13 protein-coding genes and 1 riboswitch are annotated in these 17,963 nt (G+C 74.7%); of the genes, 7 read left to right on the top strand and 6 right to left on the bottom strand.

Features of this window, described 5'->3' with window-relative positions; translation table 11 throughout:
- Positions 1-103 precede the first annotated feature (103 nt).
- Positions 104-310 carry a dodecin family protein gene (locus AC060K_RS01800; protein WP_483763742.1) on the bottom strand — a complete coding sequence of 69 codons (207 nt, stop codon included), beginning with the start codon at positions 308-310 and terminating at the stop codon, positions 104-106.
- Between the two features lie 145 nt (positions 311-455).
- Between AC060K_RS01800 and AC060K_RS01795 the strand changes: the two genes are divergently transcribed.
- The gene (locus AC060K_RS01795) at positions 456-1,058 is read left to right on the top strand and encodes a protein-L-isoaspartate O-methyltransferase family protein (RefSeq protein WP_483763741.1); all 603 of its coding nucleotides are present in this window, start codon (positions 456-458) and stop codon (positions 1,056-1,058) included.
- Positions 1,059-1,149: 91 nt separating this feature from the next.
- Here the strand turns inward: AC060K_RS01795 and AC060K_RS01790 are convergent, their stop codons facing one another.
- From AC060K_RS01790 to AC060K_RS01780, 3 genes are all read right to left on the bottom strand, one after another.
- On the bottom strand, positions 1,150-1,737 hold the full coding sequence (locus tag AC060K_RS01790) for a thymidine kinase (RefSeq protein ID WP_483763740.1): 588 nt from the start codon (positions 1,735-1,737) through the stop codon (positions 1,150-1,152).
- Between the two features lie 22 nt (positions 1,738-1,759).
- Complete coding sequence (locus AC060K_RS01785) at positions 1,760-2,338, bottom strand: GNAT family N-acetyltransferase (RefSeq protein ID WP_483763739.1); 579 nt, start codon at positions 2,336-2,338, stop codon at positions 1,760-1,762.
- A gap of 85 nt (positions 2,339-2,423) precedes the next feature.
- Entirely contained in the window at positions 2,424-6,347 is a 3,924-nt protein-coding gene (locus tag AC060K_RS01780) for an Rne/Rng family ribonuclease (protein WP_483763738.1), read from the bottom strand.
- Positions 6,348-6,817: 470 nt separating this feature from the next.
- Between AC060K_RS01780 and AC060K_RS01775 the strand changes: the two genes are divergently transcribed.
- From AC060K_RS01775 to cydC, 4 genes are read left to right on the top strand one after another with little or no spacing between them, the layout of a single operon-like run.
- The gene (locus tag AC060K_RS01775) at positions 6,818-8,317 is read left to right on the top strand and encodes a cytochrome ubiquinol oxidase subunit I (protein WP_483763737.1); all 1,500 of its coding nucleotides are present in this window, start codon (positions 6,818-6,820) and stop codon (positions 8,315-8,317) included.
- Between the two features lie 52 nt (positions 8,318-8,369).
- The gene (cydB, locus tag AC060K_RS01770; RefSeq protein WP_483763736.1) at positions 8,370-9,419 is read left to right on the top strand and encodes a cytochrome d ubiquinol oxidase subunit II; all 1,050 of its coding nucleotides are present in this window, start codon (positions 8,370-8,372) and stop codon (positions 9,417-9,419) included.
- Positions 9,420-9,441: 22 nt separating this feature from the next.
- Positions 9,442-11,334, top strand: coding sequence for a thiol reductant ABC exporter subunit CydD (gene cydD, locus AC060K_RS01765; RefSeq protein ID WP_483763735.1), 1,893 nt, complete (start codon positions 9,442-9,444; stop codon positions 11,332-11,334).
- The gene (cydC, locus tag AC060K_RS01760; protein ID WP_483763734.1) at positions 11,331-13,169 is read left to right on the top strand and encodes a thiol reductant ABC exporter subunit CydC; all 1,839 of its coding nucleotides are present in this window, start codon (positions 11,331-11,333) and stop codon (positions 13,167-13,169) included. Before cydD ends, cydC begins: the two co-directional genes overlap by 4 nt.
- A gap of 14 nt (positions 13,170-13,183) precedes the next feature.
- Here the strand turns inward: cydC and AC060K_RS01755 are convergent, their stop codons facing one another.
- Positions 13,184-14,872 carry a phytoene desaturase family protein gene (locus tag AC060K_RS01755; protein WP_483763733.1) on the bottom strand — a complete coding sequence of 563 codons (1,689 nt, stop codon included), beginning with the start codon at positions 14,870-14,872 and terminating at the stop codon, positions 13,184-13,186.
- A 106-nt stretch (positions 14,873-14,978) separates the two neighbouring features.
- A riboswitch (cyclic di-AMP (ydaO/yuaA leader) is annotated at positions 14,979-15,159 on the top strand.
- On the opposite strand from AC060K_RS01755, the gene AC060K_RS01750 reads away from it, so the two are divergent.
- On the top strand, positions 15,160-16,053 hold the full coding sequence (locus AC060K_RS01750; RefSeq protein ID WP_483763732.1) for a C40 family peptidase: 894 nt from the start codon (positions 15,160-15,162) through the stop codon (positions 16,051-16,053).
- Positions 16,054-16,110: 57 nt separating this feature from the next.
- The gene (locus AC060K_RS01745) at positions 16,111-17,094 is read left to right on the top strand and encodes an NAD(P)-dependent oxidoreductase (protein WP_483763731.1); all 984 of its coding nucleotides are present in this window, start codon (positions 16,111-16,113) and stop codon (positions 17,092-17,094) included.
- Here the strand turns inward: AC060K_RS01745 and mutM are convergent.
- A partial coding sequence (gene mutM / locus AC060K_RS01740; protein WP_483763730.1) for a bifunctional DNA-formamidopyrimidine glycosylase/DNA-(apurinic or apyrimidinic site) lyase occupies positions 17,095-17,963 on the bottom strand: 869 nt, incomplete at its 5' end.

The raw sequence follows: 17,963 nt of genomic DNA, 5'->3' as shown, positions 1-17,963 counted from the left end.
TCCGGCAATGAGGGCAACCACGTATCCGCCACCCGCACATGCCGGGGGCACGGTCCGGCGGCCCTCACGGCCGACGACCCGTGCCCCCGGGGGTGAGGTGGGTTCAGTCCAGGACGAACGTGATCTGCAGGGCCACCTGCCAGGCCACGATGTTGCCGTTCTCGATCTCGACCTTCTGCTCCTTGACCCACGCGCCGCTCACGTTCCGCAGCGTCTCGTTCGCGCGGTCGACGCCGACGCGGATGGCGTCCTCGAAGCTCGTGTCCGAGCGCGCGCTGATCTCCGTGATCCGTGCGACCGTCCCAGCCATAGGTGCTCCCCTCGTCGGGGCCGGCGCAGGTCCGCGCCGACCGATGTCTCCACCATGACGCCGCCGCCCGGGTCTCGCCATCGCTGAGCGCGGCCCGGCGAACCCCGCTGCCCTGTGCTTACAGTGGCGGAGAGGAGACATGGGGATGAGCTCGACGGCACAGCAGTTCCGGTACGACCGTGACGACGCGGTCGCGAGGGTCATGCGCACCGTGGCCCGGCGCGGCTTCCTCCCCCGGTCCCAGCAGCCGTTCGCCGGCCACGACCGGCCGCTGCCGATCGGGCGCGGGCAGACGTCGTCGCAACCGTCCACGGTCGCGGCGATGCTCCGGCTGCTCCGGGTGCCGGTCGGCGCACGGGTGCTCGACGTCGGCTCCGGGTCCGGGTGGACGACCGCCCTCCTCGCGGCCCTCGTGGGCCCCTCGGGCGAGGTGCTTGGCGTGGAGCGCGAGCCAGGGCTGGCCGAGTGGGGCGCTCGGAACGTCGAGGCCGCCGGCATGCCGTGGGCCCGGGTGGTCCAGGCCCAGCCCGACGTCCTCGGCGTGCCCCGGCCGGGCGGCTGGGACCGCGTCCTCGTCTCGGCCTCGGCCACGGAGCTGCCCCAGGACCTCGTGGACCAGGTGGGCTACGGCGGTCGCATGGTGATCCCGGTCCGCACCACCATGTACCTGGTCGAGCGGCTGCCCGACGGCGGCGTCCGGACCACCGACCACGGCGCCTACCGTTTTGTGCCCTTGATCGAGGACTGAGACGGAGGTGCAGTGCAGCGTGGGGCCGCAGCGAAGCAGGACCCGCGCGGAACGGAACCGCAGGCTCGGGCCTCCACGAACGACGACTGACTCAGCCCCGGTGCTGCCGGCAGCGCGCCTCGTACAGGTCGGCGCCCCCCACGTGCGCCGGGACCGGCGTGAGGGACGAGCCCGAGCCGGGCGAGGCGTCGTCGGGCACCGGAGCCGTGCGGACGTGGAACGCCGCGTCCGCACCACAGACGGCGCACACCGCGGTGAGCTTCACCACCGACTCGGCCACTGCCATGAGCGCGGGCAGCGGCTCGAACGGGCGGGCGTCGAACGTGACGGAGAGCCCGGCGACGACGACCACGAGCCCGGCGTCGGCCAGGGCGGTCGCCACGGGCACGAGGGCGTCGCCGAAGAACTGCGCCTCGTCGACCGCCACGAGCTCCGTCCCGGCGGAGACGAGACCCGGGATCTCCTCCGCCGACGACGCCACGACCGACGCCACCTCGAGCCCCGAGTGCGACGACACCACGCCCGTACCCCGCCGCGTGTCCATCGCGTGGCTCACCACGAGCACACCCCGCCGGGCGATCTGCGCGCGCCGCACCCGACGCACCAGCTCCTCGGACTTTCCCGCGAACATGGGGCCGGCGATCACCTCGAGCCTGCCGGTGGAGAAGCCGTCATCCATGAGGACAGTCAACCACCGGGGCTCAGCCGGGCCACTCCTCGCGGAGCACGCCCATGACCACCGAGTCGTACCGCTGCCCGTCCACCACGCGGGCCCGCCGGAACCTGCCCTCCTCGGTGAAGCCGAGCGCCCGACCGACCGCCAGCATCGCGTGGTTGCCCGACCACGTCGCGAAGTCCAGGCGCACCCAGTCCGTCGTCCCGAACAGGTACGACACCCACAACCCGAGGGCCTCACGGCCGATGCCCCGCCCGCGCACCGCCGGGTCGTACACGGTGATACCGACCCGGGCCCACTCCGTCTCGCGTGACTCCCAGTACCAGGCCACGGTGCCGGCCAGCTCGCCGCCCACGTCGATCACCAGGCGGCGGGGCGGCAGCCCGTCCGCGTCGGGCGCCGGGCCGGGACCGAGCCCGGCCGCGCGGGCCAGCGCCTCCACCGCGGCGTCCGCCTCGGCGTCGGACGGCACCGGGTAGTACGGGCCGTCCCAGCGGTGCCAGTCGTGCCCGGGCCGCATCCACTCTCGGAACGCGGCCAGGTCGCGCACCGTCCAGCCCCGGAGGGTCACCTGCGGGCCGGCGGCGTAGGTCTCGGAGCTCACGCGCCGAGCCTAGGCCGCGACCACCGACCGACCCCGCTACCGTGGCCTGCCTCAGCGGCCCATCAGCCGCTGCCAGAACCCTCGCTTAGGCGACCTCGTCGCCTGCTCCTTTGGGCAGGTCGTCACCCTGCCCGACGTCGACCGCCTCGGGCCTGTCCGTCACCTGTGCCGAGGTACCCGTCTGGGTGGCGACCGCGTCCTCGACGAAGGCCTCCGTCGCGTCGGCGTCGACCCGCGACGCCTCGACCACCAGGTCGGCCGGCTCCTCGACGGGCGAGCCACCCACCGCCTCGGCGAGTGCCGCGAGGTGCGACGGGTCCCCGGAGGCCCCGTGCTCGTGGTCCCGCGTCTCGTGCGCGTGCGCCGCCGCGGCGGCGATCGTGGCGAGCGTCGCCTTCACCGCCTCGCGTGCCTCGGACCGCTCGTCCGGCAGCACGGGAACGACCGGCGTCGGCGCCGACTCCTTGGCCGGGGTGGCCGCGCCACGCTTGCGACGCTTGCCACGGCCCTCCTCGGAGGCCGACCCGTTGCCGTGCGACCCGTGCGCGACCGGGGCCGCGCCACCGTGCGAGCCCGTGGAGCCGGAGGCCCCGCCACGCTCGACGGGCTCCTCGTGCACGATGAACCCGCGCCCGTGGCAGTGCTCGCACGTCTCGGAGAAGGCCTCGACGAGGCCCTGGCCCACACGCTTGCGCGTCATCTGGACCAGGCCCAGCGACGTCACCTCGGCGACCTGGTGCTTGGTCCGGTCCCGGCCCAGGCACTCGACCAGGCGACGGAGCACCAGGTCACGGTTGGACTCCAGCACCATGTCGATGAAGTCGATGACGATGATGCCGCCGATGTCGCGCAGCCGGAGCTGCCGCACGATCTCCTCGGCCGCCTCGAGGTTGTTCCGCGTGACGGTCTCCTCGAGCGTGCCGCCCGCACCGGTGAACTTGCCGGTGTTGACGTCCACGACGGTCATGGCCTCGGTGCGGTCGATGACCAGCGAGCCGCCGGACGGCAGCCACACCTTGCGGTCCATGCCCTTGGCGAGCTGCTCGTCCACGCGGTGGACGGCGAACACGTCGGTGCTCTCCACCCACTTGGACACGCGCTCGCGCAGGTCGGGCGCCAGCTCGTCGACGTAGGACGAGATCTCGTCCCACGCCCCGTCGCCCTGCACCACCAGCGACGAGAAGTCGTCGTTGAAGATGTCGCGGACCACGCGGATCGCCAGGTCCGGCTCGCCCTGGAGCAGGGCCGGGGCGTTCGCCGTCTTCGACTTCTTCTCGATCTGCGTCCACTGGTTCTGCAGGCGCTCGACGTCGGCACGCAGCTCGTCCTCGCTCGCGCCCTCCGCCGCCGTGCGGACGATGACGCCCGCCCCCTCGGGGACCACCTCGCGGAGAATCTTCTTGAGGCGGTTGCGCTCGGTGTCGGGCAGCTTGCGGCTGATGCCGGTCATCCCGCCGCCCGGCACGAACACCAGGTAGCGGCCGGCGAGCGTGACCTGGCTGGTCAGACGCGCGCCCTTGTGGCCGATCGGGTCCTTGGTGACCTGCACCAGCACCGAGTCGCCCGACTTCAGCGCCTGCTCGATCCGGCGCGGCTGCCCCTCGAGGCCCGCGGCGTCCCAGTTGACCTCGCCCGCGTACAGCACGGCGTTGCGGCCCTTGCCGATGTCGACGAACGCGGCCTCCATGCTGGGCAGCACGTTCTGCACGCGGCCCAGGTACACGTTGCCGGCCATCGACGTCTGCGACTGCTGCGACACGTAGTGCTCCACGAGCACGCCGTCCTCGAGCACCGCGATCTGCGTGCGGCCGTCCTTCTCGCGCACCACCATCGAGCGCGTGACCGACTCACGGCGGGCCAGGAACTCGGCCTCCGTGATGATCTGGCGGCGACGGCCTGCGTCACGGCCCTCGCGGCGGCGCTGGCGCTTGGCCTCGAGCCGGGTGGAGCCCTTGAGCGCCGTCACCTCGTCGGAGACAGGTCCTGCGGCGCGCTCGCGGGTGCGGCTCGCGGCCGCCTCCGCGCGCTCGCCGCGCGTGCCCCGGCGGCGACGGCGACGACGGCGGCTCCCGCCCTCGTCGTCACCCTCGTCCTCGTCCTCGTCGGCCGACGACGGCGTGCTCGCCTCGTCCTCAGCCGTCACGTCGTCCGCGGAGCCGGGCTCGTCGGACTCGTCACGCTCGTCGGCGTCCTCGTCGGACTCGTCGTCGTAGCCGTCACGGCCACGGCCACCCCGGCGGCCACGCCCGCCCCGGCGACGACGGCGGCGCACCGGCCGGAGCTCGTCGTCGTCCTCCTCCTCGACCTCGTCGAAGTCCTCGGGGGCGAGATCGGCGAGCTCGACGCCCTCGGCCAGCAGCTCGGACTCGATGAGCCCGACCTCCTCGGCCGCCGCGGCGTCGTCCTCGCTGAGCTCGACCGCCAGGAACTGCGGCGTGGAGATCGTGGTGGGCTCCACGGTGCCGTCGGCGAACGTCTCGTCAGCCTCCGCGTCGAGCACCGCGGCCTCGGGGGCCTCGGCGACCGGGGACGCGGGGGCCGTCGGCTCGGCGCGCTCGGGAGCGCGCTCCGGAGCCGGCGCGAAGGTCGCGGCGGGCGACGCGGCGGGCCGGGTCGCCGCCCGGCGGCGACGTCCGCGCGTCTCGGTCGCGGGCGCTGCCTCGGCCGCGGGTGCGGCCTCGGTACGCGACGGCGCCTCGGTGCGGGTGGGTGCCTCGGCGCGGGTGGGTGCCTCGGTGCGCGACGGCGCCTGTGCCTCCGCGCCGAACGGGGTCGCGGCCCGGGCCGGGGCCTCCGCCTGGGCGGGGGACGCTGCCCGCGTCCGGAACGTGGCCTGGACCTCCTGCTCGGCCTCGTGCGGGCGCGGCGGGCCTGCGGGGGCCTGGGCGCGACGCGGGCGGCGCGCGGCCGACAGGTCCGGCGCCTGGAAGAGCAGCGCCGTCGTGGCGAGGCGAGGCGTGCGCGAGCCGCCGGTCGTGGCGGCGGGCGACTCGGGCCGGGCCGGGGCCTCGGCTGCTGCCTGGGCCTCGGCTGCTGCCGGGGCGGACTCGGCCGGCCGGCCGGTCGCGGCAGGCCCCGCGGCCTGCGGGGGCACGGCGTCGGCCGGCTCACCGCCGCGGCGGCGCGCGGTCCGGCGGGCACGGGCGGGCTTCTCGGGCTCGGCGACGGGCTCCGGGGCCGCCTCGGCGGCGGGCTGAGCCGCGGGCGGCGTGGCCGGCGCCTCGGGCAGCACGATGCCCAGGTCCTCAGGAGCAGGCGTGGTGGCACGACGGCGGGAGCGGGCGCGCGGCGCCGGCTCGGCGTCCTCCGCGGGGGCCTCGACCGGCTCGACGGCCTCAGGCTCGACGCGCTTGGTCCGGCGGCGGGCACGCGGCGCCTTCGGCTCCTCGACCGCGGGCTCGTCTGCCGGGACGGGCGACTCGGCGCGGGCGGCGGGACCGCCGGGCAGCACGATGTCGTCCAGGCTCCGGATACCGCCCGCAGCAGGGGCGGGCTGCGCCTCCACCGTGCGCTCCGGGAGGCGGAGGTCGGCGAGGAGATCCTTCGCCGACGTCACCGGCTCCTCGACCTCGGCCGCGGCCGGGTCGGTCTCGGCGGACCGGTCGTCGAGCGACAGGTCACCGGGCTCGACGATCTCCTCGACCGGCGTCGGCTCGTCGTCGGCCACCGGGGTGGCGGGCGCGACGACCGCGGGCGGCGCGGCCGTGTCGCGCACGGCGCGCCGGGACCGCTTGCGCGGCGCCTCGGTCGCGTCGGCGGAGGTCACGACCAACGCGGACGTGTCCGGCTGCTCACCGGTCGCCGACGTCTCGGTCGCGGCCGGGGCGACCACGATCGGCGCGACGGCGGGAGCCGGCGCCGCCGTGGGGCGCACGGCACGGCGGCGCGTGGGACGTCCGCCGGACGTCGCCTGCACCTCCTCGCCCTGTCCCGCCTCGGCGCTCCCCTCAGGAGCGTCGTGATCGTTCTGTGACCCGAGGGTTGAATCTGTGGTGCTGCGAGGCGTCACGTGCTGTTCTCCTGTGACCCAGGGTCCGCCCCACACCCGCGGACCGCCGGGCGGTCGGTCGCCCTGGGGCACGTCGCGTCGAAGCGAGTGCCGGGACGGAAGTCTCGGCTGCGGCCACCTCTGCCACGTCTTCGCGGACGCCTGCGACACGGGACCCCTTCACAGTCCTTCGTCGCGGCACCGCGTGCGGATCGCGGAGCTGCTGGCTCGTCAGGCCGTGCGGGGGTGTGGGGCCCAGCACAGCTTCGTCAAGTATCGCACAGCAGGTCACCACCGCCCGAGGAGCGGACGGCCCCGGCGCGCCCCGCGCGCCACGCCGGTCGGCCACAACCATGGCCGTCGCTTGTGGCCGATGTCACCCGCCAGGTGGAGCGCCGGCCGTGCCGCCACCGGTACCTTCCTTGTGAACGCCTTCACAAGCATTCGGACCGCACCTGCAGAGCGCCTGCTCTGAAGAACTGGAGCCCCCTGTGGACGCCCTCGACCTCGCCCGATGGCAGTTCGCCATCGTCACCGTCTACCACTTCGTCTTTGTGCCCCTCACCATCGGGCTGGCACCCCTGGTCGCCATCATGCAGACCGCCTGGGTCCGCACCGGCGACGAGCGCTGGCTCCGGCTGACCAAGTTCTTCGGCAAGCTCTTCCTCATCAACTTCGCGCTCGGCGTCGTGACCGGCATCGTCCAGGAGTTCCAGTTCGGCATGAACTGGAGCGAGTACTCGCGCTTCGTGGGCGACGTCTTCGGCGCGCCGCTCGCCATGGAGGCCCTGGCCGCCTTCTTCGTGGAGTCCACGTTCCTGGGGCTGTGGATCTTCGGCTGGGACCGCCTGAGCAAGCGCGTCCACCTCGCCTGCATCTGGGCCGTCGCGGTCGCCGTCAACCTCTCGGCGTTCTTCATCCTCGCGGCCAACTCGTGGATGCAGCACCCCGTGGGCACCCGGTACAACCCCGAGACCGGACGCGCCGAGATGGAGTCCATCTGGGCGATCCTCGCCAACAACACCCTCTGGGCGGCGTACCCGCACACGGTCACCGCGGCGTTCCTCACGGCGGGTACGTTCGTGGCGGGCATCGCCGCCTGGTGGATGGTCCGGCTCGTGCGCACGCGCGTCCCCGAGAACATCGAGCTGGCGCGCACCGTCTACCGGCCCGCCGTCGTCCTGGGCACGGTGACCATGCTCGTGGCCGGCGTCGGCGTCGCGGTCTCGGGCGACCTGCAGGCCAAGCTGATGTTCGAGCAACAGCCGGCCAAGATGGCGTCGGCCGAGGCGCTGTGCGAGGGCACCGAGGGCGCGGCCTTCTCGATCCTCACCATCGGCGACCTGACCAACTCCTGCGAGGGTGTGCGGCACCTCATCGAGGTGCCCGGGCTGTCCAGCTACCTCGGCACCGGGCACTTCTCGGGCGAGGAGAGCTACCTGCCCGGCGTCGAGGACGTCCAGGAGGACTACACCGCCCGGTACGGCGACACCGACGCTGCGGGCAACCCGGTGGTCTACACCCCGAACCTCGCGCTCACCTACTGGAGCTTCCGGCTCATGATCGGCTTCGCGGCCGGTTCCGTCGCCCTCTCCCTCGCCGCGCTGTGGTTCACCCGGGGCGGGCGCGTCAGCGGCAACCCGTGGCTCGCCCGCATCGGCATCGCCGCCATCCCCACGCCGTTCCTGGCGTCCTCGTTCGGCTGGATCTTCACCGAGACGGGCCGGCAGCCCTGGGTCGTCGTGCCGAACCCCTCGGGCATCGACATGGTGCGCCTGCTCACCGAGCGAGGCGTGTCCACGGTGGTCAGCCCCGGGATGGTCCTCGCCTCGATGATCGTGTTCACCCTGCTCTACGGGGTGCTCGCCGTCGTCTGGTTCCGGCTCATGCACCGCTACGCGGTGGAGGGCGTCCCGCTGGTGGTCCACGACGACTCGCCGGAGGCCCGGACGGACGACGACGCGGACCGCCCCCTCAGCTTCGCCTATTAGTCCCGAGCCGCTTGGTCCCGAGCCGCCGGCTCCATTGACTTGAGGGAATGGTATGGATCTCACCATCGTCTGGTTCGTCCTGATCGCGGTCCTGTGGACCGGGTACCTCGTGCTCGAGGGCTTCGACTTCGGCGTCGGCATGCTCGCGTCGCTGCTCCCCCGCGGGGACCGTGCGGCGCGTGAGAAGGAACGCCGGCTCCTCGTCAACACGATCGGCCCCGTCTGGGACGGGAACGAGGTGTGGCTGATCACCGCGGGCGGTGCCACGTTCGCCGCCTTCCCCGAGTGGTACGCCACCCTGTTCTCCGGCTTCTACATCCCGCTGCTGCTCATCCTCGTGGCGCTCATCGTGCGCGGGGTCGCGTTCGAGTACCGCGGCAAGATCGCCGACGCGGCGTGGGCCCGCCGCTGCGACGTCGCGATCCAGGTGGGGTCGTGGCTGCCCGCCGTGCTGTGGGGCGTCGCCTTCGCCAACCTCGTGCGCGGTGTCCAGCTCGACGAGGGCCACCAGTACGTGGGCGGGTTCTGGGCGCTGCTCAACCCCTTCGCCCTGCTCGGCGGGCTCACCACGCTCGTGCTCTTCCTGCTCCACGGCACCGTGTTCGTGGCGCTCAAGACCGACGGCGACATCCGGCACCGTGCACGACGCCTCGCCGCAGGGCTCTCCGTGGCGGCGGTCGCCGTCGCCGGAGGCTGGGCGGTCTGGGCCCAGGTCGCCTTCTCCCCGGCCTGGACGTGGGTGGCGGTGGCCCTCGCCGCGGCCGCTCTGGTGGGCGTGGCCGTGACCAACGGGGCCGGCCGTGAGGGCTGGGCCTTCACGCTCTCGGCGGTGTCGATCGTGGCGGCGGCAGTCCTGATCTTCGGGTCCATGTTCCCGGACGTCATGCCGGGTCTGGACGGCGGCGAGTCGCTCACCGTCACGGAGGCGGCCTCCACCCCGTACACCCTCACGGTGATGACCTGGGTGGCCGTCTTTCTCACGCCGCTGGTCATCGCCTACCAGGCGTGGACCTACTGGGTGTTCCGCCGCCGGCTCAGCGTGGAGCACATCCCCGCGCCTGCCGGGCTCACCTGGCAGAAGATCAAGGACGCGGCGTTCTGAGCACGCACGGGAGGATGGGCTCGTGAAGCCTTTCGACCCGCGCCTGGCGCAGAGCCCGGCGGCGCGCGCCTACGTGGTGCTCACCGTGGTGCTCGGCGCGCTGTCGGCGGCGCTCGTGGTCGCGCAGGCCCTGCTGGTGGCCCGGATCCTGACGCCCGTCGTGGCCGGCGACGTCGTCGCCGGTCCGCTCGGCGGCGCCTTCACCGCGCTCGTGCTGGTCGTCGTCGCCCGGGCCGGGCTCGCCTGGGCGCAGGACCGGTACGCCCTGCGGGCGGCCGCCCGGACGGTCGCCGAGCTGCGCGCCGCGGTCGTGACCGCCTGGGCCACCCGACCCGCGCGGTCGTCGGTGAGCCGCGAGGCCGACGTCGCGACCCTCGCCACCCGAGGCCTCGATGCGCTCGAGCCCTACCTCGTGCGCTACCTGCCCCAGCTCGTCCTCACAGCGATCCTCACGCCTGCGCTCGTGATGGTCGTGTGGACGCTGGACTGGGTTTCCGCCCTCGTCGTGGTCGTGACGCTGCCGCTCGTCCCGGTGTTCATGGTGCTGGTCGGGCGCCTCACGGCCGGGACGTCGGAGCGACGTCTGGCGACCGTGCAGCGGCTCGGCGCCCAGGTGCTCGACCTCGTCGCCGGGCTGCCGACGCTCCGCGCCTTCGGCCGCTCCCTCGGCCCGGTGGCCCGGGTCCGGGAGCTCGGCGAGGCGTCACGCCGGGCCACGATGGGGACGCTGCGGGTCGCGTTCCTCTCGTCGATGGTCCTCGAGCTGCTCACCACCCTGTCGGTCGCGATCGTGGCTGTCGGCGTGGGCCTGCGTCTCGTGGAGGGCGCCATGCCGCTGGAGCCCGCCATCGCAGTGCTCATGCTGGCGCCCGAGGTCTACCTCCCGCTGCGCCGGGTCGGCGCGGAGTTCCACGCCTCCACCGACGGCCTCGCGGCGGCGGACCGGGCCTTCGCGGTGATCGCCACGGCCCCGGGCGCCGCCCCCTCCGCCGCCCGCTCCGCCGCTGTGGGTATGGCTGTGGCGACAATCCGACACCAGATTCCCGCCACAGCCATACCCACAGCAGGCGGGGGCGGGGTGGCGGGCGGGACCATCGTGCTCGACGGCGTCACCGTCCGGGCCGGCGACCGCGCCGTCCTCGCGCCCGCAGGCCTGTCGGCCCGCATCCCGGTCGGTGACGGGACGCCCGGCACCGGCCGCGTCGTCGCACTGCGCGGCCCGAGCGGTGCCGGGAAGTCCACCGCGGTCCTCGCCCTCCTGGGCCTGCTGCGGCCCGACGCCGGCCGCGTCCTGCTCGAGCGCGCCGGTGGCACCGCCGTTGACCTCGCCGAGGTGGACCCGCAGTCCTGGTGGGCGCAGCTCACCTGGGTGCCGCAGCGCCCCACGCTCCCTCCGGGCACGCTGCACGACGTCGTCACGGCCGGCCGGGCGACCGCCCCACCGCGTGACGGTGGTCCCGGAGCCCCGGGCGCCGGGGTCGGGCCGGACCTGGAGGCGGCGGCTCGGCGCACCGGGCTCGACGCCGTCGTCGCGGACCTGCCGCAGGGCTGGGACACGGCTGTCGGACTCGGTGGGGTGGGCCTCAGCGTCGGGCAGCGGCAGCGGGTCGCGCTCACCACGGCCCTCCTCGACGACGCCGCCGCCCGGCCGCTCGTCATCCTCGACGAACCCACCGCGCACCTCGACGCGCGGGGCGAGCAGGCCGTGCTGGACACGGTCCGGACCTGGCGCGACGAGGGCCGCACCGTCGTCGTCGTGGCTCACCGGGCGTCGCTCCTGGCGCTGGCCGACCAGGTGGTCGACGTGTCGTCGGCCCCCGCCCCCGCCCTCACGTCCGCTGTGGGTATGGACGTGGCGGCAATCCGCCCCGGAATTCACGCCACAGACAGACCCACAGCGGGAGGTGAGTCATGAGCGCGACCCAGGCGTCGACGTCGGGCAGCGTGGGCCGGACGAGCGGCGACCCCCTGCGGCGCGTGCTGCCGATGCTCGAGGTGCGACCCGGGCGGGTGGTGGCAGCGATCACGCTGGGGACGCTGGCGCTGGCCTGCGCGGTCGGGCTGGCCGCCGCGGCGGCGTGGTTGGTCGCCCGGGCCTCGCAGATGCCGCCGGTGCTCACGCTGTCGGTGGCTGTGGTGTCGGTGCGGGCGTTCGGGATCGGGCGGGGCGTCCTGCGGTACTGCGAGCGCCTCGCGTCGCACGACGTGGCGCTGCGTGGCATGGCGGCACTGCGCGCCAACGTGTACGAGGCCCTCGCCCGGAGCACCGCTCCGCTGACGGTGCGCCGCGGCGACCTGCTCGCCCGGCTCGGGGCGGACGTCGACGACGTGGGTGACGTGGTGGTCCGCGCGCTCGTCCCCGCGGGGGTGGCGCTCGTGGTGGGGCTGGGGTCCGTGGTGCTCGTCGGTGCCTTCCTGCCCGCGGCCGGCGCGACGCTCGCGGCCTGCCTCGTGCTGGCGGGGGTCGTGGCGCCGTGGCTGGCTGCACGGGCGGCGTCGACCGTCGAGACCCAGGGCGCCGCGGTCCGGGGCGAGGTCACGGCACTGACGCTCGAGCTCCTGGAGGACGCCGCCCCGCTGCGGGTGGCCGGCCGCTTCGACGACCGGCTCGCCGCCCTGGCACGCGCCGACGACCGCCTCACCGCGGTGGCCGACGCCGGCGCCCGCACCACCGGCCTCTCCGCCCTCCTCGGGGCCCTCGCCCAGGGGCTCGCCGTCGTGGCGTCGGTCGCGCTCGGCGTACCGGCCGTGCTCGAGGGGCGGCTCGCGCCGGAGGAGCTGACCGTGGTGGTGCTGACCCCGCTCGCCGTCTTCGAGGCGACGGCGGGCCTGCCCGCGGCGGCGGTCCAGCTGCACCGGTCGCGGGCTGCGGCACGGCGGCTGCTGGCCCTGCTGGGCGACCCGGGCCCCACCTCCGCCACGCCCCCGGGCGGCGCCGAGCCCCCCACCCGCGTCATCGGTAGTTCGGTGCGTGATCGGCAGTTCGAGCTGCCGATCACGCACCGAACTACCGATCACACAGACCAGGGCGTCGTCGGACCGGACCGCGCCGACCCGGTGCTCCAGCTCACCGACGTCACCGCCGGGTGGGGCGAGCGCGCCGTCGTCATGGGAGTCTCGCTCACCCTGCGGCCGGGATCGGTGGTGGCGCTGGCGGGGCCGTCGGGCGTCGGCAAGACCACGCTGCTGGCCACGGCGGCGGGTCTGGTGCCTCCGCTCTCGGGGGAGGTGAGCTCGCCGTCGGCCCTCTTCGTCGCCGAGGACGGGCACGTGTTCGACACGACGGTGCTGGAGAACCTGCGGGTCGCGCGCGGCGACGTCACGCCGGACGAGGCTCGCGAGGCGCTGGCCACGGTGGGCCTCGGGGACTGGCTGGGTGCGCTGCCGGACGGCCTCGGCACGGTGCTCGGCTCGGACGCCGCGGCGGTCTCGGGCGGCGAGCGCCGCAGGCTCCTGGTCGCGCGCGCCCTGCTCGCCCCGGCCCGGGTCCTGCTTGTCGACGAGCCCGCCGAGCATCTCGACGCCGCCACCGCCGACACCCTCGTGCAGACCCTCGCGGCGCACGCCCGCTCGACGGGTCGAGCGGTGCTCGTCGCCACGCACCGGCTCAGCCCGCTGGCGGCGGTGGACGAGGTGGTCGTCCTCGGTCCCGGCGAGCCGGCGACGGTCCGCGCGCGGGGCACGCACGCCGACCTCCTCCGCGACGAGGCCTACGCCTGGTCGGTCGCCCAGGAAGCTCGGGCGCACTGACCCGGACGAGCTGACTATCTCGGCGCCGCCTCCAGGACCGCCATCGCCGCCGAGCGGCCCGGGATGCCGCTCACTCCCCCGCCCCGCCGCGCGCCGGCGCCCGCCAGCAGCACCCGGGGATGGTCGGTCTCGACGCCCCACCGGCCCGCGTCGCGAGGGTCTTCGGCGAACGGCCACGCGAGGTCGCGGTGGAAGATGTGCCCGCCCGGCAGGCCCACGTCGCCCTCCAGGTCCACGGGGGTCCGCACCTCCAGGCACGGTGCCCCGTCGGCGTCGAGCGCCAGGCAGTCCTCGATCGGCTCGGCGAGCACCGAGTCGAGCGACCGGAGGGTCGCCGCGAGCGCCCGCGACCGCGCCCCCTCGGGGTCCTCGCGGAACAGCCGCGCGGGCAGGTGCAGCCCGAACAGCGTGATGGTCTGCGCCCCGGCGGCGCGCAGCTCCGGCCCGAGGATCGACGGGTCGGTGAGCGTGTGGCAGTAGATCTCGCACGGGGGCAGGTCCGGGATCTGCCCCGCCGCCGCCTGCGCGTACGCGGCCTGCAGCTGGGTGAACGACTCGTTGACGTGGAACGTGCCGCCGAACGCCGACGCCGGGTCCACCCCGTCGCGCAGCCGCGGCAGCCGGGTGAGCAGCAGGTTCACCTTGAGCTGTGCGCCTTCGGGTGCGCTGCCCGATGGCGATCGCCCGCCCAGGTGCACCGCGTCACCACGGGCGCCGCCGGCCAGCGCGCCGCCGCCCACCGCGGCTTCCCCGCCCACCGGCGCGCCGCCGCCCGCCACGAGCAGCCGGTCCAGCGTCGCGGGGGCGCAGCCGGCCAGCACGTGACCGGCGCGCACGCCGTGAGCCACACCGTCGTCGTCCGTCCAGGCGACCTCGGCGTCACCCCCGCCGCCCGAGCCCACGCCACCCCCGGCGCCACCCGGCGCCACCGCCGTCACGTCCGCCCCGGTCAGGATCGTCGCCCCGGCGGCGAGCGCCGCGTCCCGCAGCGCCCCGCTGACGGCGCCCATGCCACCCACGGGGACGTCCCAGTCACCGGTCCCGTTACCGATCACGTGGTAGAGGAAGCACCGGTTCTGGCGCAAGGAGTCCTCGTCGAGGTCGGCGAACGTGCCGATCAGGCCGTCGGTGGCGGCGACGCCGCGCACCACGTCGTCGGCGAACGTGCGGCGCAGCACGGCGCCCAGCGGCTCCTCGAACAGGGCCCGCCACGCCTCGTCGTCGCCCACCGCTGCCTGTGCCTGGGCGCGGGAGAGCAGCGGCTCGGTCACCGTCGGGAACAGCCGCCGGGCCACGGAACCCGTCATGGCGTAGAACGCCTGCCAGGCCTCGAAGTCCGCGTCGCCCCCGGTGAGGCGGCGGAACGACGCACGGGTGACGTCGTCGGACCCCGTGTCCACGAGGAGGCCGCCCGCGCCCACCGGCGTGTACGACGAGTAGCGCCGCCGCCGGAGGCGCACGTCGAGGCCGAGCTCGGCCACGATCTGCCGCGGCAGGAGCGAGACGAGGTACGAGTACCGCGACAGTCGCGCGTCCACCCCGGCGAACGGGCGGGCCGACACAGCCGCGCCGCCCACGTGGTCCAGGCGCTCCAGAACCAGGACCGAGCGGCCCGCACGGGCGAGGTAGGCGGCGGCCACGAGGCCGTTGTGGCCCGCTCCGACGACGACGGCGTCGTACCGGGCGGCGAGGTGCTCCTGCATGGCGACATCGTGGCACGTGGCCGGAATATGCCGTCCCGTGATCCTTTCGTGACATTTCACGGGAAGACCGGTACGGTCATCCTCGCCTCGCCGTCCAGACGAGGCCCAGGACCGGACGCCGAGCCCCGCCACCGGTTCTGACCAGCGACGACGTGGCGGGGACGGGGGAACCAGGTAAGCCGGACGCACCTGCGTCCTTGGGGTGAAGCCCTGCACGTCAGTGCGGGGCCGGGTGACTCCCCATCCGAACCCGACAGCTCACCTCGCAGGCGTCGAGGAGATCCATCGTGCCTACTCTGACCGAGCCCGAACAGTCGACGACCCGAGCCGCCCGCGCCCGCCACCGGGCCGACGGCCGGGCCATCACCCCCCTCACGTCCATCACCCAGACCGCCGCCGAGAACATGTCGGTCGCCGCCCGCACGGGAGCGATCGCCGTCGTCTCCTCGGGGCTGCTCGCCTCCGTCTTCACGCAGACCGCGAGCGCCGCCCCCGTGTCGAACGGGGTCACGGAGCACAGCCTGGACCGCACGGCCGTGCCGGGTGCCACCCTCCAGCTGGTGCCCGTGGTGACCGTCGCCCCCGAGACCACCTTCGCCGTCGAGCAGGCCCCGGCCCCGGTGCTGCCCTACGCCGAGACCGAGGCGGGCATCGCCGAGGCTCGGGCCAAGGCGGAGGCGGAGGCCCGTGCCAAGGCCGAGGCCGAGGCCCGTGCCCGGGCGGAGGCCGAGGCACGTGCCGCCGCCGAGGCCCGCGCTGCCGCGGCAGCCGCCGCGGCGGAGGCGGAGGCGGAGGCAGCCGCCGCGCAGGCCGCCGCGCAGACCGTCTCCACCAGCACGTCCGCCGTGGGGCAGCAGGCCGTCAACCTCGCGCTGGAGCTGGTCGGTACGCCCTACGTCTACGGCGAGGAGTCGCCGTCGACGGGCTTCGACTGCTCGGGACTGATCTGGTACGTCTACAAGCAGCTGGGCATCAGCCTGCCGCGCACGTCGTCCGAGCTCCGGTACGCGGGCACGCAGGTGTCGCTCGCCAACGCCCGGCCGGGTGACATCGTGTGGACCTCCGGGCACGTCGCCCTCTACGCGGGCAACGGGATGATCGTCGAGGCCAACAAGCCCGGCATGCCCGTCCGGTACGTCTCGATGTGGCAGGACAACCCGATCATCGTCCGGGTCGCGTGAGACTCCTGACGTCCTGGGCCGCTGGGGCGGCCCAGGACGTCAGGTAACGTCCGGCGGGTGAAGATCCTCGTCCCGGACGTCCCGTTCGACCTCGACTTCCCGGCCCGGCTGCCCGACGGCGGAGCCTCCTTCGGCGCCGGCGGCACCGACATGGTGGTGGCCTACGGGATGAAGGACCCGGTCCCCGAGGAGCACATCGACGCCGAGGTGCTGGTGACGTGGTCCAGCCCGCCGCGGGTCGTGGCCGACGCCGCCCGCCGGCTCACCCGGCTGCGCTGGGTGCAGACGCTGTCCGCAGGGCCGGACGTCGCGCTCGCCGCGGGCTTCGCTCCGGAGGTCGTGATCTCGTCGGGCCGCTCGCTGCACGACGACACCGTCGCGGAGCACACGCTGGCCCTCGTCCTCGCGACCGTGCGGCGGATCGACGTGGCCCTGAGCGCCCAGCGGGAGCACCGGTGGGAGCGCGCCATCGCCTTCGCCCAGGCCGACCCGGCCACCGAGGGGCAGTACACGCTCGATGGTGCGCGGGTGACGATCTGGGGTTTCGGGTCCATCGCGCTGCGCCTCGCGCCGTTGCTCGCGGCGCTCGGCGCCGAGGTGACCGGGGTGGCGGGCACGGCGGGCGAGCGGGCCGGGTTCCCGGTGGTGACCGCCGCGGACCTGCCGCGGGTGCTGCCGCGGACCGACGTGCTGATCTCCCTGCTGCCGGCCACGGACGCCACCCGGCACGCCCTCGACGCGGCCACGCTGGATCTGCTCCCACCGCACGCACGGTTCGTGAACGTAGGCCGCGGGGCGACGGTGGACGAGGCGGCGCTCCTCGACGCCTTGCGCTCCGGCCGTCTCGCCGGGGCAGCGCTCGACGTCATGGAGACCGAGCCGCTCCCGGCCGGCTCTCCCCTGTGGGACGCGCCGAACACGATCCTCACGCCGCACGTGGCCGGGGGCCGGCCCCGGCGGGCGGCGCAGTTCCTGGCGGAGCAGCTCACGGCCTGGCGGTCGGGCGGGGCAGAATCCCTGCGCAACGTCGTGCCGAGATAGTCAGGTCGTCCGGCGCTGCGCCGCCCGGCCGCGTGGGGGCGGCTGGCACACCGGGCACGTGAACGACGACCGGTTCATGAACGATTCACGGCGGATCGCCGTCCCGCAGCGCCGGCACGGCTCGCCCTCCCGGCCGTAGACGTTGAGCGACCGCTCGAAGTAGCCCGACTGGCCGTTGACGTTCACGTACAGCGCGTCGAAGCTGGTGCCGCCCTGTACGAGCGCCTCCCGCATGACCTCCTCGGCCGCGTCGAGCACCCGGTGCACATCGGCGGCCCGCAGCTTGTCCGTCGGCCGTGCCCAGTGCAGGCGGGCGCGCCACAGCGCCTCGTCGGCGTAGATGTTGCCCACCCCGGACACCACGGTCTGGTCGAGCAGCGCCCGCTTGACATCGGTCCGACGGCGGCGCACCCGCGCCACGAGGTCGTCGCGCCCCAGGTGCGGGTCCAGCAGGTCGCGGGCGATGTGCGCGACCGGGCCCGGGATCAGGGGGAGGTCGCTGCCGAGCCCGGCCGACACGCCGTCGGGCACGGGCTGGAGGTCCACGACGCTCAGGTGGCCGAACGTGCGCTGGTCCACGAAGTCGAGGTACCGGGCGCCGGAGGGCGCGCCCTCCAGGTGGAGGCGGACGCGGAGGTGGGGGTGCTGGAAGTCGTCGCCGGGGTCCTCCGCGCGGACCAGGAGCTGCCCCGACATGCCGAGGTGCGCGAGCAGCGCCGCGGCCGGGAGCCCGTCCACTGTGGGAGCGAGGGGAAGCCACAGGAACTTGCCGCGGCGCACGGCGGCGATCAGACGCTGCCCGGCGAGCTGACCGCGGAGGGCGACCGCACCGCCGTCGTGCCGGCGGACGCTGTAGTCGCGGAAGACCT

It is taken from the genome of Antribacter sp. NEAU-D49 (assembly GCF_057158775.1).
The sequence above is the reverse complement of the archived record's forward strand: the minus strand, read 5'-3'. Positions and strand labels throughout refer to the sequence as shown.

What these genes read in the sequence shown, in the direction of transcription:
- AC060K_RS01800 (WP_483763742.1), bottom strand. Translation starts at nt 310, where the DNA reads ATGGCTGGGACGGTCGCACGGATCACGGAGATCAGCGCGCGCTCGGAC.
- AC060K_RS01795 (WP_483763741.1), top strand. Translation starts at nt 456, where the DNA reads ATGAGCTCGACGGCACAGCAGTTCCGGTACGACCGTGACGACGCGGTC.
- AC060K_RS01790 (WP_483763740.1), bottom strand. Translation starts at nt 1,737, where the DNA reads ATGGATGACGGCTTCTCCACCGGCAGGCTCGAGGTGATCGCCGGCCCC.
- cydB (WP_483763736.1), top strand. Translation starts at nt 8,370, where the DNA reads ATGGATCTCACCATCGTCTGGTTCGTCCTGATCGCGGTCCTGTGGACC.
- cydC (WP_483763734.1), top strand. Translation starts at nt 11,331, where the DNA reads ATGAGCGCGACCCAGGCGTCGACGTCGGGCAGCGTGGGCCGGACGAGC.
- AC060K_RS01755 (WP_483763733.1), bottom strand. Translation starts at nt 14,872, where the DNA reads ATGCAGGAGCACCTCGCCGCCCGGTACGACGCCGTCGTCGTCGGAGCG.